Source organism: Chloroflexota bacterium, assembly GCA_013152435.1.
In the GTDB taxonomy this organism is placed as follows: domain Bacteria; phylum Chloroflexota; class Anaerolineae; order DUEN01; family DUEN01; genus DUEN01.
The window spans coordinates 1-16,615 of the sequence record JAADGJ010000109.1 but is presented as its reverse complement, the minus strand read 5'-3'; the positions used below and the strand labels follow the sequence as shown (position 1 = coordinate 16,615).

General features: G+C 66.0%; 10 protein-coding genes. 2 read left to right on the top strand and 8 right to left on the bottom strand.

All coding sequences use genetic code 11. The annotated features are described in order from the left end of the window. Positions 1–112: 112 nt before the first annotated feature. The 4 genes from GXP39_15690 to GXP39_15675 all read right to left on the bottom strand — a co-directional run bounded on the left by GXP39_15690 (position 113) and on the right by GXP39_15675 (position 6,424). Complete coding sequence (locus GXP39_15690) at positions 113–1,069, bottom strand: fructokinase (protein NOZ29477.1); 957 nt, start codon at positions 1,067–1,069, stop codon at positions 113–115. Positions 1,070–1,212: 143 nt separating this feature from the next. Then, the gene (locus GXP39_15685; protein ID NOZ29476.1) at positions 1,213–3,684 is read right to left on the bottom strand and encodes an ABC transporter substrate-binding protein; all 2,472 of its coding nucleotides are present in this window, start codon (positions 3,682–3,684) and stop codon (positions 1,213–1,215) included. Between the two features lie 27 nt (positions 3,685–3,711). Further along, on the bottom strand, positions 3,712–6,252 hold the full coding sequence (locus tag GXP39_15680; GenBank protein NOZ29475.1) for a CHAT domain-containing protein: 2,541 nt from the start codon (positions 6,250–6,252) through the stop codon (positions 3,712–3,714). 10 nt (positions 6,253–6,262) lie between these two features. Further along, positions 6,263–6,424 (bottom strand): hypothetical protein, encoded by a 162-nt coding sequence (locus tag GXP39_15675; GenBank protein ID NOZ29474.1) that lies wholly within the window; start codon positions 6,422–6,424, stop codon positions 6,263–6,265. A 252-nt stretch (positions 6,425–6,676) separates the two neighbouring features. On the opposite strand from GXP39_15675, the gene GXP39_15670 reads away from it, so the two are divergent. Continuing rightward, positions 6,677–7,966, top strand: coding sequence for a DUF58 domain-containing protein (locus GXP39_15670; protein NOZ29473.1), 1,290 nt, complete (start codon positions 6,677–6,679; stop codon positions 7,964–7,966). Between the two features lie 24 nt (positions 7,967–7,990). Then, positions 7,991–10,336, top strand: coding sequence for a transglutaminase domain-containing protein (locus tag GXP39_15665; GenBank protein NOZ29472.1), 2,346 nt, complete (start codon positions 7,991–7,993; stop codon positions 10,334–10,336). Positions 10,337–10,543: 207 nt separating this feature from the next. On the opposite strand, the gene ychF is transcribed toward GXP39_15665, so the two are convergent. From ychF to GXP39_15645, 4 genes are all read right to left on the bottom strand, one after another. Continuing rightward, positions 10,544–11,632, bottom strand: a complete 1,089-nt coding sequence (ychF, locus tag GXP39_15660) for a redox-regulated ATPase YchF (GenBank protein ID NOZ29471.1) — start codon at positions 11,630–11,632, stop codon at positions 10,544–10,546. A gap of 3 nt (positions 11,633–11,635) precedes the next feature. Beyond that, positions 11,636–12,466, bottom strand: a complete 831-nt coding sequence (locus GXP39_15655) for a kinase/pyrophosphorylase (protein NOZ29470.1) — start codon at positions 12,464–12,466, stop codon at positions 11,636–11,638. A 9-nt stretch (positions 12,467–12,475) separates the two neighbouring features. Continuing rightward, on the bottom strand, positions 12,476–13,456 hold the full coding sequence (locus tag GXP39_15650) for an ROK family protein (protein ID NOZ29469.1): 981 nt from the start codon (positions 13,454–13,456) through the stop codon (positions 12,476–12,478). 171 nt (positions 13,457–13,627) lie between these two features. Next, positions 13,628–16,189: a hypothetical protein gene (locus GXP39_15645; GenBank protein NOZ29468.1), complete on the bottom strand. Its 2,562-nt coding sequence runs from the start codon at positions 16,187–16,189 to the stop codon at positions 13,628–13,630. Positions 16,190–16,615: the final 426 nt, after the last annotated feature.

The window sequence follows — 16,615 nt, the reverse complement described above, 5'->3', positions numbered from 1 at the left end:
CCTGCGGCAGCATGGGAGCTGCCGCTGCTTGTGGTTGATTCACACCCTGGCATCTATCCCCAGCAGGCCGAGCTCCCACGCTCGGCCCATGGCGGCATGGGCTCTGTCGCCGCTATTGGGGACGGCGTAGGAATTCCTCCACCGCCTGGCGGGTGGGAAGCGCGGGGATCGCCCCCTTGCGCGTTGTCGTCAGCGCTCCCACGGCGTTGGCGAACCGGCATAGCCCGGCCAGCGCCTCCTCCTCGATGTCGAGGCCTCGGTCCAGCAGGCCTGCCAGCAGCCCGGCCACGAACCCATCGCCCGCCCCCGTGGTATCCACCGTCTCCACCTGGAAGCCGGGCGCCCGCCCCGAGCCGTTGGCCGTGCGCCACAGGCAGCCATCTCGGCCCAGAGTGGCCACCAGCAGCTTGAGTCGGCCGCCCCACAGGCGCTCGATGCCGGCCTCGATGTCGTCCGTGCCGGTCAGGAAGGCGATCTCCTCCTCGCTCACCTTGACGAGGTCGGCGTACTGCCATCCCAGCTCGATACCCGCCCGGGCGTCCTCCGCGGAGGGCCATAGAGGCAGGCGCAGGTTGGGATCGTAGGAGATCAGGGCGCCCGCCTCCTGCGCGAGCTTGATGGCGTGAAGCGTGGCGCTCCGGCTGGGCTCGCTGATCAGGCTGATGGAGCCGTAATGGAAGATGCGGGCGGAGCGTACATAGTCCGGGTCCACCTCCTCCGGTGCCCACAGCATGTCCGCGCTGGGGTGGCGGTAGAACAGGAAGTCTCGCTCTCCCTCGGCTGTGAGCGAGACGAAGGCCAGGGCGGTGCGCGCCGTCTGATCAAAGCGCAGGCACGCGATGTCCACATCGTTCTCCCGGAGCGTGCGGGCCAGGAAGTGGCCGAAGGGATCATCGCCTACTTTGCCCATGAACCCCGCCGACACGCCCAGCCGGGCCAGCCCGACGGCGACGTTCGCCGGGGCGCCCCCCGGGGCGCGCAGGAACCCGGGTGTGTCGATCAAGGGGAGCCCCGATTCGAGGGGGACGAAATCGATGAGCAACTCTCCGCAGGTGATCACCTCTGGCATGGTGCGCTCCTCGTCGAAGTGTAGTCGGTGTATGGGGTACGTTCGCCTTCGCCCATTGGTATCAACTTAAGCGATATGGAAGCGTGGCCCCGCACCTCCCCTTTCAGGTGCGACCGCCCGATGAATTCTAATCGGACACACTCTCAGGGCCGGATCTCCTCTATGGGTTCATCGAAGCCGAAGTAATTGTACTCGCGCAGGATCTCCTCGGTTTGCGGATCTATCCAGCGGATCCGAACCGGCCGGCGGTCTTCTGTGCGGACGTTGACCTCCAGCAGGGCGGTCGAGCGTGAGCTCCATTGCACTTGTGCCGTGTAGACGTAGATATCGCCGCCCTCGTCGGAGATCGGCCCCTGACGGGTCACCGGCGGATCGGAGAGCAGGTTTTCGGCGATGAAGTTGTACGGGATCAGGGCGTTCCATAACACCTCGGAGGGCGAATCCTCAATCTCCCATTTCTCTCCCGTCCAGGTGTATCTCTGCTCCCCGATGAGCAGGAACTCCGTTGGGGTGTTCGCCTGTGGGTCCGTGTAGAAGCCGTGCGCGTACGTCTCAGTGGGGAGAACCTCTGCCCACAGCTTGACGCCTGAGCGATCGTAGACCTCCTCTCGGAAGCTCTTGGACAGGTTCAACTGCTTCAGCGCCTCCAACAGCTCCGCCCGGTAGTCTACCACAAGTTCGGGGCGAAGCGGAACCACTCGGGCGTCCTCCATGGGGAGAGGGAGCTCCGCAGCCGGTGGTTGTGTCTCCCCGGGAGCGGGGCCGATCTCGGGCTGGATGATCTTCACCGCTTGATCGTGGTCGAAGAAGGATTCCTCAGCCAGGGGCGCTCCGGATTCCGCCTCGGTCCATTGAGCGCTCAGCGGCCAGTGGTTCCTCGCGTCCACGGACACGGTGAGTTGGGCGGGGATCTCCTCTTGCCACAGCGCCTCGGCTGTGTAGACCCATACGGTGACCGACTCGTCCCGGTAGGTTTGCTGGAGGGGTCCCTCCCGCTGCACCGGAGCCTCGCTCAGCCGTTCCACCAGCCATTCGTCCGGGGCCAGCGTGGGGTGCATGAGCGGCCATAGCGTCTCGGGATCGACCTGGCTCCATTCCCCCTCCCGGTATATGAAGGCCTGTCCCTTTAGCCAGACGGCTTTCGCCACCTCGTCGGTGCGAGAGGATTCCCACGTGAGGTGCGCGTAGTCGGAACGGGGCGCGGCCTCCCATAGAAGGCGCATCTCGCCCTGCCAGGCGCTCGTTATTCCCGCGGATATCTGCACCGGGAGGCGCATCTCGTGCCGGAAGCCTTGCAGCTCCCGCAGCTTCCGATAGGCGCCCAGCAACTCCTCGCGCGCGTCCGCTGTCGGCTCCGCGGGAAGGGGGGCGGGCAGCTCTTGATCACCGTTGGGTACCCACTCGCCGGGCTCCCGTGTGTCGGCTGGCTGGATCACCGTCGCCTTGTCCGTCCAGTCTGCCGGCGTGGCCTCGTATAGCGTGACGGGATAGGCTATGCGCCGGCCATCCTCGAAGAAGGCGACGGGGCCGGTGAGTCCATCGATCGCCAGGTCCTGTGCGACCTGGGACACCTCGGCGGGCTCGTTTGACCCGGCCGCCTGCACGGCTTTCAGCACGAAACGGGCGGCGTCGTACGCGTAGGGTGCGTTGGGCGACACGGTGGATGTGCCGGCTGCCCGGGCCATCTCCAGGTATTTCTGGTAGATGTCTGCTCGCTCTCCCAGCCTCGGCGAGAAGGCCAGGGTCCCCTCGCCTCGGGTGTCCGCCAGTTGGATGAACGTATCGCTGACCAGCTCCTGGAAGCCGATGACGCGCTGTGGAAGGCCCATCTCCTGGGCAGCTCTCGCCAGTTGGGCGCCCAACTCCGCCTCCCCGCTGTAGATGATGGCCTGCCCGCCCTGTTCCTGGATTACCCGCAGGAAGGGGGTGACGTCCGTGACCCCGGCATCCAGCACGGTGTCGTACACGATCTCCCCGCCCAGCGCTTTGAACGTCTCGGCCCATGCCTCGCCGACCTGCACATATCGGGCCCCGGCCTGCATGATGAGCCCCACGCGACGGCCGTTCAGGGTGTGGTAGACGGTGACGGCGCTGGCCTGGGCGATCTGACGGGGCTCCGCCTGCATGAGGTGAGTGGTCCATAAGTCCGGGGTTGCCAGCTCCAGCGTGCTGATGACGGGGCTCATGTAGAGCACATCGGCGTCGGCGTAGATGGAGGCGGCCTCCAGGGCGGTTTCCGGGGTGAGGTGGCCGATCACGGCGACGACGCCTTTCTCCACCAGCCCCAGGGCGACCTCTCGGGCACGAGCCGGGTCTCCCTGATCGTCCACGAAGATGAGTTGCACTCGAGCGGGGCGCCCGTTCAGCTGCAGAGTGCCTTCGTCGGTCATCTGAGCGACCGCCAGGCGGACGGCCTCGTATAACCAGTGGTCACCGGCCTGGGCCCATGAGGCCAGGCCGGGCGGGCGGATCTGCGCACCTGCGCTGCCGCTGCTGGAGACGCCGATCAGGACGTCGATGACGACGTCGGTGGGGGGAGGTTGGGGCGGACAGGCGAGCAGCACCAGGCTGAGTGCCATCGCCAACATCAAGGCTCGCATCCGATGGGTTTTCATCTCCTCTTTCTCCCTTTTTCGTCACGACTAGGGTGACAGACGATCGATCGCCTCCTGGACTGCGGCGTGGCGCCGGTCGCATAGGATGCGCAGGCGGGCATCCTGCGAGGCAGACTGACAGCGCTGGGCTACCTGGCGGTACGCCTCCAGGGCCTCCTGGGGATTCCCCTGGCGTTCCAGGATCACCGCTCGTTGGAAGAGGGCGTCGACGTAATCCGGCATCGCTTCGAGGGCGGCCGTCACGTCTTTTAAGGCTGCGTCCAGATCTCCCTGCATGGTGCGTACGACGCTGCGCAGATAGAGGGCGTTGGCATCGTTGGGAAACCGTTTCAGGTACGTGTCGAGCTGTGAAAGGGCCGGGTCGGGCTGCTCCATCTCGATATAGCAGGCGGCGACGATCAGGCGGGCCCGATGGAAGTCGGGGGCGAGCTCCAGCACCCGGGTTGCATCGGCGAGCGCCGGCTGGACCTCGCCTCGGGTCAGGTACACCAGCGCCCGATTGAAGCGCGCCTGGACGTGGTCGGGCATGATGGTTAGCGCCGCGTCCAGATCGCTGATCGCCTGGTCCGTGTCCCCCTGTAGAAAGCGGGCGGCCCCCCTCCCGTTGTAGGCGAAGGCGAGGAGTGGGTCCTTCTCCGTCCCTTGCGCCTCGATCGCTTCCGTGTAGTCGAGGATCGCCTCATCGAGATCGCCGGAGAGGAAGTGCGCTCGCCCGCGCAGGGTGTACACGGGGCGCAGCGAGATCCTTTGGTTGGCCTGGGCGAGGACCTGTTCTGCGTGAGTCAGGGTGGCGATCGCCTGAGCGTGGTCGCCCTGATATTCCTGGACCATGCCGCGCACCAGGAGCCCCAGCCCTTTCATCTCCTCCGGTAGCCTGGCGCCCACATATGCGATGAGCTCCGAGGTGCCGGGGCCATCAACGGCGACGACGCGCCCCACCTGGGGTTGGGCGCTCTGGCTCCAGCCCACGATGGTCGCGTAGGGGACCACTTTCGTATCGTCGTAGTACCCCCACAGGATGCCGTGGGCGCGATACTGTCGGGCGCGGCGCAGCGCCTGGTCCAGGGTGGCGACGGCGTCCACCTGCACCAGCTCGTCGGAGGTGAAGCCGGCCGCCAGGAGCGCGTTGTAGATGTCCGCCTGTACGTTGGCCTGGAAGGTGCTGGCCTTGGATCCGTCGAACTCGGCGATGGCGACGGTGCGTGGTCGGGTGAGCGCCTGCACGTGGTCGGCGCCCAATATCAGGATGGCGAGCAAGGCCAGGATGAACGCCGCCGCGGCCCCCAGGCGGGCCGTCCGGGACGGCGGGCGCCCGACCCAGGGGGCGCTGGCGCCTCCGATGACCAGCGCAAACCCCAGGGCGATCAGGCTGGGCGTGCCGACCAGCACGCCCAGCGGGTCGAGCCACCGCGTGATGGCGGCAACCAGCGCGGCCAGAACCAGCCCCACAGCCGTGCCTCGGGCCAGACGTCGGAAAGCGGGCGCTCGCAGGGATGGCTTAGCTGGGCCGAGCGCGAAGAGCTGCGTCTCCCGACCTCGCAGGGACAGGACGGGGGCTGCCCAATCCAGCGTTTCAGGGAACTCGTGGGCCAGCCGCTCTCGGGCGTCGCTCAGCGCGGCGTCCACGGGCGCGCCATCGCTGATAGCGGCGTACAGCTCGTGTGCGAAGCGCGTGCCCGCCTCGTCCCCCAGCGCCCACTGCATGCCGATCACGGCGGGGATGCCGCCGTGCAGGAGCGTCTCGGTCAGGGCGCTCGCTGCCGCCCCGGGGATGACCTGGGCGCTCTCGCAGGCGCTGAGCACCACCACCTGCACATCCCGGAAATCCGCCAGCAGCTCCATCAGCTCGGCCCCGCTCACCGGGTCGGGCTCGCCATTTTCGTCCTCCAGGACGATGGCGGGCGCCCCGTCGCTGATGCGCCGGGTCCCGTGGGCCACGATGTGCACCACGTGGTAGGGCTGCTGGCGCAGGCGGCGTCGCATCTGGTTCAGCGTGTCGGGGCCTTGCACGAAATCGGCTACGATGCGCCAGGAGGCCGGGCCTGCCTGCAACGCCCTTCGGATGCGAGCGCGCTCTTCGGCCACGCGGAGGTCGGGAAGGCCGGCCGGGCTGGCCAGCGCGACCAGGACACGCAGGAGCCTGACCTCGACCGGCTGAACAGCTCCGCCCATCAAGGGCTGGCGCACCAGCGGTTGCTGGCTGGAGTGTGCCAGAAACCGTCCCGTCTCCGGATCGAAGAGCAGCTCCCAGGGGAGGGCGGCCAGCTCTGGTGGGACCCGCAGGCGCAGGCGCAGGCCGCGGTCACGCTCGCGAGCGATGGCCTCGCTCTCCCGCCAGCGGGTGAGCACCTGATCCCGGAAGAGGGCGGAGAACAACTGTCGTCCGATGGCCTGCGCATCCTGAGGGGAGGGGGGATAGTCCTCCAGCGCTTCCGGCGGGAGCGGGTTGACGAAGATGCCACGCGCCTCTTGGGCGGGCGAGTTCAACACGCGCACGCGGTACCGTCCCGCCGACCCCGACTCCGGCTCCAGCTCGATTTCAAAGTCCTCGTATCGAGGATCTGCCATCGTCAGCGTCTCACAGCCGGCCGACGCGATCGCGGGGGATGGTGCTCCGGCGGCGTCTCGCTTGAGTCGGGCGAGGCGGCGTGAACCGGATCGGGCCGACCGCCTCCGAGATCATCAGAAGGAGCAGGATATCGATGGCGATGATGGCCAGGATTTCCCAGACGATGTACATGGTTTCACCCGCTTGCAGCCTGTGTCGAGCCGTTTGCGCTCCCATGGTTGGGAGGGGAGGAGGATGGAAGGCCGTTGCCTGGATGTGTGGGAGAAGGCCACGTTCAGTATACGTTCCCGTCGCGTGCTTGTCAACGGGCAGGTCTTTTCAGGGTCAGCGGGCGGTTCCGCTCGGGAAGGCGATGCCACCTGTAACGCACACCACTAGGCGACAGGTGGATGTGCTGATATACTGGGTATCGTGAACGCACAAATGGAACGGCGCATCGAACTGAATACTCGTCTGCCCTTTGTCATCATCGCTGTGCTGGCCTTCAGCGAATTGGTCAGCCCGGCGCGCGTCTGGATCTACCTCCTGGTGGGCGTGGCGGGCCTGATGGCGGCATCCTATCTGTGGGCCCGCCAGATGCGTGATTACGTGGGGCTGACCCGGCACACCCGTGGCACCTGGGTGACCGTGGGGGATGTGCTGGAGGAGCTGTTCACCCTGCACAGCGAGACGATCCTGCCCGTGTTGTGGGCGGAGGTGCGGGATCACTCCACCGTTCCCGGGTACGATGCCAGCCAGGTGGTCGCCTGTGACTCCCAGGGGGAGTATCGCTGGCTGGTGAAGGGGGAGTGTCGCCGACGTGGTGTGTACACGTTGGGGCCGACCGAGGTCTACATGGGCGATCCCTTCGGCCTCTTTCGGGTCACGCTGCGCTATCCGGAGACGGAGACGATCCTGGTTTATCCCCGGGTGATGCATCTCCCGCCGTTGGAACTGCCCGTGGGGGCCGCCAGCGGTCGGGCTCGGGCCAGCCTGCGCTCCTTCGATCGTGCCCTCATGGCGGCGACGGTTCGGGGGTATCAGCCCGGCGACAGCCTGCATCTGATCCACTGGCCGAGTTCGGCCCATCGCGGCGAGTTGATGGTGAAGGAATTCGATATGGAGCTCTCCGGGAATCTCTGGATCATCCTGGATCTGGATGAGGAGACCCAGGTGGGATCCGGAGAGGAGAGCACGCTGGAGTACGGCGTCGTCCTGGCGGCCTCGCTGGCGGCGGAGTTCCTGCAGCATGGGGAGCGGAGGGCGGTGGGGCTTGTGGCCTTTGGGCGAGAGCAGGCCCTGTTGCCTCCTCAGCCGGGACAGGAGCAGCTGTGGCGGATCCTGCGGGCGCTGGCCGGGGCGACCCCCTCGCCGGATTGGCCCCTGGCCCGGGTGCTGCAAGAGGTGGGCCCTGTCCTGGGGAAGGGGCAGACGGTGGCTGTGATCACGTCCTCCCTCAGCCCGGATTGGGTGCCGCCGCTCCTGCCCCTGGCCCAGCGGGGCATGGCGCCGGCCGTCATCTTCGTCGATCCGGGCTCCTTCAATGGGCGGGGGGCCCGGGATCGGGCGATCGTCGCGTTGCGGGAGCTGTTGGCCGAGCAGGGTGTGCCCAGTCACGTGATCGAGCGAGGGTATCCCTTCCAGCCGCTGATCCGAGAGGTGCGGCGGAGGGTGGAGTATAAAGTACTGGGGACGGGCCGAGTCGTTCCGGTGGTGGTGGAAGAAGAGTCGTGATCTAATCGTGTATGGGTGGTGGAGATGATCGTGCGTTGGCTGATCCGGGCATACGAGCGCCTGCGCCCTCGTGAGGGCTGGCTGGTCCTGTCCTTGACCCTGTGGGCCGTGGTCACGGTGCCGTTGGCCGCGCAGGATATCGGGTGGGTCCCAGGCCTGGATCGCCTGGTCCCTGTGGCGATCGTGGCCGTGCTTTTGGGGCTGTTCCTGGCGCGGTCGCCGTTCAGCGGGCGCGCCAGTGCCGTCTTCTCCGCCATCCTCGGCGTCGAGTTCGTGTTGGGGTTCGTCGGCCGGGTGGCGCCCCCCTTCTGGGCGACCGTGCGCGAGGCGATCTACGCGGTGCGCTGGTTGTACGCGCTCACGCAGGGGGTGATCGGCCGCGTCCCGTTCCTTCCGGTGCTGGAGGTGTGGGGCGAGCGGGCATGGGATTTCTGGCTGCGCCTCTCCGTGTGGGCCCAGGGCATCCGCCAGGGGGGCGCTCAGCAGGATAACCTGCTCTTCCTGGTCTTCAGCGGGTTGGTCATCTGGGGTGTGGGCGTGTGGGCCGGGTGGTGGGTCTTTCGGCGTCGTCAGGGGCTGATCGCCCTGCTGCCCGCCGGCGTGTTGCTGGCCGACAACGTCTTCTTCGCCCGGGAGGGGGAGTCCTGGACGGTCTCCTTCGTCGCCGCATTGCTCATGTTGCTGGTGGGGCTTCGGATGTATTCGCTGGAGCGCCGTTGGTCCCGCCTTGGGATCGATTATTCGGAGGAGATCCGCTGGGGGCTGTATATCACAGGGGCCTTCGTGTCGGCGGCGATCATCATCCTCATGCCCGTGGTGCCCACGGTTGCCTCTCAGCGGGTGGCGGATGCTTTCTGGAGCCTCTTCTCATCGCCGTGGCAGCAGGTGGAGAAGTCCGCCGAGCGCATGTTCCCCGAGTTGGAGCGGCCGGCTATCTCCCCGTTGCGAGTCAGTTTGGGCGGCTCTCCCGATCGATTGCCCCGTCAGCATCTGTTGGGCGGTTCCCCCGAGCTGGGGAGACGCATCGCGCTGCGGGTGCGTTTGAATCAACCGCCACCCCAGCTTGGAGGGGAGAAGTACTATTACCGTGCGGTCACGTACGCCGAGTACAGCGGGCGGGGATGGAGCAATCCGGGGGAGATCGAGGTCCAGGATCTGCCGCCTGGCGAGCCCTGGAGTGAGGATCTGGAGGGATGGAGCGGACGCAAGCGGCTGTTACAAAGCTTTGAGGTCATCGATGCCCTGAAGGGCGTCCTGTATGCCGTGGGAGAGCCGGTGGCGCCCGATGTCCCGTATCGGGCGAAGATGCGTGGCCCGGACGATCTGATCTCCTTCTCCTCTGAGGAGCGGCCGCGACGTTACTCGGTGGTCTCTGCCGTGCCCGCCGTAAGCGAGGAGCAGTTGCGGGTGGCCGATCAGGAGTACCCGGAGGCGATCCGGGCGCTCTACCTCGGGCTGCCGGACGAGGTCCCGCAGCGGGTCCTGGACAAGGCCAGGGAAGTGGTCTCCGGCATTGAGAACCCCTACGACCAGGCGGTGGCGATTGAGTCCTACCTGCGCCAGTTCGAGTATACGTTGGAAATCGAGGAGCCGCCGCCCAGCCGGGACGTTGTCGACTATTTCCTGTTCGACCTGCAAAAGGGCTACTGTGACTATTACGCCTCTGCCATGGTCGTCATGGCGCGGGCGGTCGGCATCCCGGCGCGGCTGGCGGTGGGATATGCCAGCGGCTATTACGACGAGCGGATGGACGATTACACCGTGACGGAGGCCGAGGCGCATTCCTGGCCGGAGCTGTATTTCCCGCCCTACGGCTGGATCCCCTTTGAGCCCACGGCGGCGCGATCGCCGTTTGAGCGCATCGGACTGCCCGAGGATAGGGGGGAGCGCCTGGCGACCTCCCCGGGGCAGGAGTTCCCCGAGTTGCGGCAGTGGAACCCATGGCCACGCCGCTGGCTGGGACGGCCGGGCCTCTTGGGGGTGTTCCTGGGGCTGATCGTGGTGGGCTATCTGGCCTGGATGCGGTATCGGCGAGCGATCCTGGGCCCGGTGGCGGCGGCATACATGGGGCTGTTATGGTGGGGGCGGCGGCTGGGCGAGGCGCATAGCCCGGCGGAGACCCCTCGTGAGCACGCCTGGGCGGTGGCGCGCCGCATGGAGCTCATCACGCGAGGGAGCCGGCGCCATCGCGGGCGGCTGGAGCGGTGGCAGAGGGCGGCGCAGCCGGATCTGATGCTCGTGGCGGAGGCATATACCGAGGAGGTTTACGCCGATCGACCGCTGCCGGACGCGAAACGTCGCCAGGTAGATGCTGCCTGGCGACGCCTGCGGGGGAAACTATGGGCGTTTTGGTTGGCCCATCGGTTATAGGCGATAGGGAGGGTGGAGTGCGCTGCCTGGGATGCTGCGATGAAGAGCCTGCTGAGACGCACCGGGGGAACGCGTCTCAACACTGCGAATAATCATCACGCACTCCAACCCTGACGGGGCTATCATAGCGCGACCCGCTTGCCGAGGCTATGATTTAAGTCATGTCTTGTGCCCTTGTGAACAAGACTGGTGGAATAGATGCTGTCGCTACACGTGGAATCGGATGTACAGCAGCTCCCCGTCCTGAACGACGTAGTCTTTGCCCTCCAGCCGAAGCCAGCCGCGGCGCCGGGCCTCCGCCAGGCTTCCCGCCTCCAGCAGGCGGTCGTAGGCGATCACCTCGGCCCGGATAAAGCCGCGCGCCAGGTCGGTATGGATAGTGGCGGCCGCATCCAACGCCGTCTGGCCCCGTCGTAGCGCCCACGCCCGGATTTCCTCCTCGTTCATGGTGAAGAAGGTGATCAACCCCATCACCTCATAGGAGGCCCGCACGACGCGTCGCAAGCTAAGCTCCTCGATGCCGAATTCGGCGAGGAACTCGGCCGCCTCCTCCGGGGCCATCTGTGCCAGCTCCATCTCCAACTGGCCGCGCAACGAGAGCACGGCCACGCGAGGGCTCTCCGGGACCTCCGGCAGCGGAAGATCGTCGGCCGGGTCATCGCCCTGATTGACGACCACCAGCATGGGCTTCTGGGTGAGGAATCCGTAGCCGCGCAGCATACGCTCTTCATCCGGGGAAAGCGGCTCGTCCCGCAACGGGCGTCCGGCCTCCAGCACGGCCCACAGCCGCTCCAGCAGCGCCGTCTCCCGGGCGTTGGCCTCTCGTTCCGCCGGGGTGCCCCCCTTGCCCGCCTGTTCGCGTAGCCGCTGCAGCCGCTTCTCGATCACCGCCATGTCGGACAGCATCAATTCATCCTGGATGATGGCCAGGTCCCGGGCCGGGTCGACGCTTCCCTCCGGATGGGGGACCACCGCGGATGGAAAGGCGCGCACGACGACCAGCAGGGCGTCGTTCTGTGCGATCTGGTTGAGCAGGGGGCCGCTCAGCCCATCGGCCTCGCCCAATCCCCGTTCCAGGCCCCCGATGTCGCTGTATTGCACCTGGGCAGGGACCGTCTTGCGCGGCTGGAAGTGGCGACCCAGCGCGTCCAGCCGTTCATCGGGCACGTTGACCACGGCCGTTTGCACCTGGAGCCCGCCGGGGGCGAAGGTGGGGCGGTCGGCGTGCCCTCCGGTCAGCGCCTGAAACACCGTCGTCTTGCCGCTTTGGGGCAGTCCGATGATGCCGATTCGCATATCTTACTCCCTCGGTCGCTGAGTGACCAGGGCGACCACTTCGGCGGCGGCTTCCTCGATGGATTTGTGGGTCATGTCCAGCACCGGCCAGCCGCCGCGTTGGAACTGCTCGTGCGCATAGGCCAGCTCGTGCGCGATCGTCTCTGGGTTCGCGTAGTCCCCGATGGGCTTGTCGGTGATCCGTTGGGCGCGCTGGCGACGGATGGCCGCCAGTCGGTCGGGGCGCAGGGTCAGCCCGATCACTCGGCCCGGATCCAGCTCGAAGAGCTTGGGGGGGAGCGGGGCGTTGAGCACGATGGGCACGTTTCCCACCTTCCATCCCCGGGTGGAGAGGTAGATGCTCAGCGGCGTCTTGGATACGCGTGATACGCCCACCAGCACGATCTCGGCCTGGTCCAGCTCATTCGCCCGGCGCCCGTCGTCGTGCTGCACCGTGAAGTCGATGGCCTCAATGCGTTGCAGGTAGGACTGGTTGAGCTGGCGATATAGGCCGGGCTGCCCGGCCGGCTCCTGCCCGATCAGCTCGGTCAGATGAGTGAGCAAGGGCCCCATCAGGTCGATCGCGACGACGTGGCGCTCACGGGCCGCCGCATACATCGCCCGGCGGAGGGTGGGGTCGACCAGCGTGTGCACGATGAGCGCCCGGCTGGAGGCTGCCTGGGCCGCCGCCTCCTCGATCTCCTCCCGCGTGCGCACATGGGCCACCACCGTGATGTGCACGTGGGCGTCCGGGAACTGGGCCAGCGCTGTGCGCACGACCTGGCTGCCGCTGGCCCCGGCGCCGCCCGACACGACGAAGATCGTCGGGGACGGAGTGGAAGGCTCCGTGTCCATGCCTGATCCTCACTTGAGGATGTGTGCGCTCGTCTCCCTCTCGCTGAGCGCCAGCGCCAACGCTCCCAGCAGCCCGACGTCATCACCCAGCTGGGGAGGGACGATGCGCAGATTCTCCCAGTAGATGGGATGCGAGCGATCCCGGATCGTCTCCCACATGGGGTCGAAGAGGAAATCGCCCGCCTTGGCCACGCTGCCGCCGATGATGATCATCGCCGGGTTGAACAGATGCAGTAGGTTGACGATCCCAACGCCCAGATAGTGCCCGGCACGGTGGAGCACGTGGACGGCGAGCGAGTCGCCCTGGAGCGCCGCCTCATGGACCATCTTGCCGGTGATCTGATCCAGATCATCCCCGCTCATCTCCCGCAGGAGGCTCTCCTGGCCGTGTTCGATCGCCTCGCGAGCCATGCGGGCGATGGCGGGCCCGGAGGACAGCGTCTCCAGGCAGCCGACGTTACCGCAATTGCAGCGCATGCCGTCGGCGTCGATGGTGTGATGGCCGATCTCCGCGGCGAAGCCGCGCTCGCCCAGCAGGAGGCGATCGTCGCAAATGATGCCCCCGCCGATGCCGGTGCTGACGGTGATGTAGATGAGGTTATGGACGCCACGGCCGGCGCCGAAACGGTGTTCGGCCAGTGCGGCCAGGTTGGCATCGTTGCCCAGATGGGTGGGGATCCCAAAATGCTCCTGGATGATCTGGCGGAGCGGCACGTTGTGCCAGTCATGCAGGTTGGGGGCGAAGATGATGACGCCCTGTTTGGGATCCAACGGCCCCGGTGCGGCGATGCCGATCCCCTGTACCTGATCGCGAGGGGTGTCCCCCAGCGCCTGGGATATGGCGCCTTGGATCCGGCCAATGACCGCGTCCCGGCCCTCGGTCGGCCGGGTGAGATCGTGGACTCGACGATGGATATGTCCTTCCGCGTCGCAGAGCGCCGCGCGGATCTGCGTTCCGCCGAGATCGACCGTCAGGTAGTAGTCCGTCATGCACTTCCTCCCCTTCAGCGTCTGTCGGCAGTATACCACGCGGGTGTGCTTTTGTCAGAATGAGGGCGTTCTTCGTCGGAACTGAGGTTCATGGGAAGGCGGTGCCTCATGGGCCAGAAGGGCAGGTCTTCACCTGCCCTTCTGGGAACGATGGCGCATGTGGGGATAGGACTACGGCGTGAAGTGGAGCCGTAGAAGGTAATCTCGGAAGCGGATCTCCATGTGCTCGGCAGGCAGATCGACCTCACAGTAAGGGTTCTCGTAGTGTTTGAAACCGGTGATGGGCTGCTCCTGGCCGTTGAGCAGGAGAGGGCCCTCCCAGCCGAAGGCCAGATGATCCCCGCGTAAGGTCGTGCAGCGCACCGACGGCCCCTCGAAGCTCACGTCCAGGCGGAGGATCTTCTCCTGAAACTCCTGGAAGCTGCCGTCCTGGGCGGCGCGGCCCATGTGGCACAGCCAGACGTTGTGCTGCCCGTAGGAGCGCAGCTCTCGATAGGCGTTGTCGCCGCGGGTGGCCAGCATCAGCCCTTGAGCGGCGGTGAGGGCCAGATAGCCGTTCCCCACCCGGGCGAAGGCCCAGCCATCTCGGATCTCGTGCTCGTCGAACGTGGCGATGGGGAAGTAGGCGTGTGTGTAGCCCAGCCAGTCGTTGTCCGGCAGCTTGTGGATGGCGATCAGCACATCCTTCCATTGTGCGACGCGAGGCAGGACGACATTCCCTCTCCAGAAGTTGGGCTGGTGAGCGTCCTCCTCGCTCATGCACGGCGGATGCGTGACGAAGACCACCGCGTCAGGGCCCAGCGTGGCCTGCCAGATGTGCTGTTGGGGCCCCAGCTCGCCCGGACGATAGTCCTGCGCCGAGGCCAGCATGTAGTCCGGCGTCTTGTAGGTGACCTTGTTCACCTCCCAAGAGCCGCTCTCTCGATCCCGCTGTTCCTCCAGCTCCCCCGCGTGGCGCTCCCGGCTCCAGAACTCCTCCAACGCGGTCGCGGCGATCTCCGGGATGATGGGGGGAAGCTCGTATTCCTCTGTGCAGGCCAGGCTCACCGTGCCGAGGATATGTTGGTTGAAGACGCCCATGCCCCACATGAGGCGGGAGATGCCGGCCGTGGCCTCCAGCCGGGCCCCCTTGATCATGGGGGCATAGGTGAGCCCGTGGGTGGAGCCGAAGGCGCCCCGGTAGGAGTTGATGGCCATGGAGAAGAAGAGCTTGTCCAGCAATATGGCGGCCAGCTCGGCGATCTCGTCGCTCTCGGCGAGGCCGGCCAGGTGGGTCAGCGCCACGATGTCCTCCTGGAAGGAGTAGTTGGAGTCCCATTCCCGGAAGCCTCCGGTCCCTCGCTTCAACAGCCAGGAGAGCGCCAGGCGTTCCCCTTTCTCGCGGTGCCACTGCCCCGTCTGGCCCGTGTTGCTGAAAGTCCTGTCGGGGTAGAGCTGGCCGGCCAGGATCTCGCAGGTGTGGAACAGGATCTGGCGGCTCTCCGACCAGAAGCCCATGGCGTCGTTGCCGGGCTCGTCCATCCAATATCGGAAATCAAGGACGCACTTCTCCAGGGGACTCTTGAGCTCCTCCGGGAAGGAGGGATCGTTCATATAGCGATACATCATCCCCAGAAGGCCGACCAGGTGACGATCGCTGCCGTCCTCACGGCGATTGATCCGCTCGATGGCCTCCATGATTGCCCCTTTGCGCACCTTAGGCCATCGTCCCAGGGCCATCTTGGCGATCTCGGAGAAGACGTTGACCTCCCTCCGGGCTGCGTCCTCCAGAGCCTCGCGTCGGCGCTCCTCGTATGTCCCATAAGGCGTTCCCGAGTAGGGATTCCGGAGTACCCATAGAGGGATCTGTCGCTTGATGCGCAGGTTGTGAACGTAGTACTCCTCCGGCGTCGGCATAAGGGTGATGCGGAAGGGGCCGTCCGGGACCTGGAATCCCTGGAGCACCCCCAGCGAGGCCCCGGCCTTGGCGGTCGGCCATCCCTCGGCGTAGATGGGGCCAGTGGTCTCCTGGAAACGAACCGCCAGGAGGCACGTTTCGGCCATATCATCCGACCAGCGTACCGTGATCTCGTCGTGGAACCGATAGACATCCCGATCGATATAAGCTCGCTCGAAGGCCCGTTCCAGTTTGTGGCGGCGGGCGATGGCCTCGTTTTGCGTGGGGATCAGCACCAGGGCGTTCTCGTCATCCAGGCCCACGATCTGCAGCGCCATCACGTAAGGGCACTCGCGCGTCGCCACCTCCTCAAAGCGCACTAGGATCTCGTTCGTGCCCTCCTGGAGCGTGACCTGGAAGGAGACGCTGTGCGGGAGCGGATGGTGGAAATGCTCCTGTCGGTGGACGTGTTGGCCGTTGACCCAGACATCTGCGGGGCCGTTCGTGGTCAGGATCCACGTCGCATCCTGTCCGGCCGAGGTTCGCAGTTGTGCGTATGCCCAGCTTCGCAGATAGTGGCAGGTGGGATAGAAGGCGGTTTGATCCACAAAGTGGTCATCCCGGCAGCGATAATAGTTCCAGGTGAGCTCCGTGTCCCCAACTTTGAACTTGGTCCAGTCCACGGGAGGCTGCTCGATGCCGGACCCTTCCTCGTAGTAGTGGCGGGCGATTTGTTGCTTGAAATCCTCACCCTGGAAACGATCCAGATCGGTGACCTCGATCGCCTGGGGGCCGGCCACAAGCCAGTTGTGGATGTAGCCATCCTGAAGCGGGTACTCGGCGTAGAAGACTTTCATAGATGTCGCTCCTCCGATGGTCTTGATGTCATGGTGGTGATCAGACCTCAGATGCGTAGAAGGACCGACGCCGGGGAGTCAGGGCCGGGTCGTGGCCTGGGCTCGCGATCGGCTCGCTTTGGATAGAGCCGCTCGTTGGCGAACACGGTCATCGGCGTCGCCGTCCATAGGAGACACGTGTGGACGCGGGGCGGTTCACACCCTCCTAAATAATACGGCATGTTGGGGTATTTGACCAGATTGTCCAGGCGGCGACGCAGGGCTTTTTCAAAGTCAGTGGATGGAAATCAGGAGGGTAGGAACGTCCTCGCGTGTCGCCCGACACAAGTCATTCCCTTGATCGTCGACCGAGGGAAAACGGCCCTCATCCCCCAGACCCCCTTCTCCCGAGCTCGGGAGAAGGGGGCTCATCGGTGGGTGGTGGTG